The organism is Parafrankia sp. FMc2 (assembly GCF_041008525.1).
Taxonomy (GTDB): Bacteria; Actinomycetota; Actinomycetes; order Frankiales; family Frankiaceae; genus Parafrankia.
Genome location: NZ_JBFLUG010000507.1, coordinates 1 through 591, shown reverse-complemented (window position 1 = coordinate 591; position 591 = coordinate 1). Strand labels below are relative to the sequence as shown.

The 591-nt window shown below is 73.9% G+C and carries 1 protein-coding gene; it reads right to left on the bottom strand.

Features of this window, described 5'->3' with window-relative positions; all coding sequences use genetic code 11:
* Positions 1-591: ketoacyl-synthetase C-terminal extension domain-containing protein (locus tag AB1460_RS38175; protein WP_368967484.1), on the bottom strand; the 591-nt coding region annotated here is incomplete at both ends.

Below are 591 nucleotides of genomic sequence, written 5' to 3'. Positions count from 1 at the left end.
GGGGTGAGGTGGGTGTCGAAGGCGGTGATGGTGTCGTGGTAGGCGGTGGCGAAGGTGGGGAAGGTGGCGGCGAGTTCCTGGCCCATGCCGGGGCGTTGGCTGCCCTGCCCGCTGAACAGGAACGCCAGCCGCCCCGGTGGTTGCACGGCGCCTGTGACGGGATCCGACAGCCCGGCGCGGAGCGCGTCGAGATCGGGCCCGATGACCACTCGCCGGTGGTCGAGGTGGGCGCGGCCGGTTGCCAGGGTCGCGGCGACGGCAGCCGGGTCGATCTCGGGGTTGGCTGCCAGGAAGTCCCGTAGCTGCTCGGTCTGGGCGTCGAGTGCTGATTCCGAGCGTGCCGACAGCAGCCACGCGAGGGGCCTGCGAGTGGCGGCGGGCGGCGGGGCGGTGTCGGACGGCTCCGCGGCGCCGGCTTCGACCGGGCGCGTTGCCTGCGCCGGTACCGGCACCGGCACCGACTCGGACGGCTCGGGGGCTTGTTCGAGGATGACGTGGGCGTTGGTGCCGCTGATGCCGAAGGAGGAGACGGCGGCGCGGCGGGGGCGGTGGACGTCGGGCCAGGGCCGGGTGTCGGTGAGGAGCTGGATG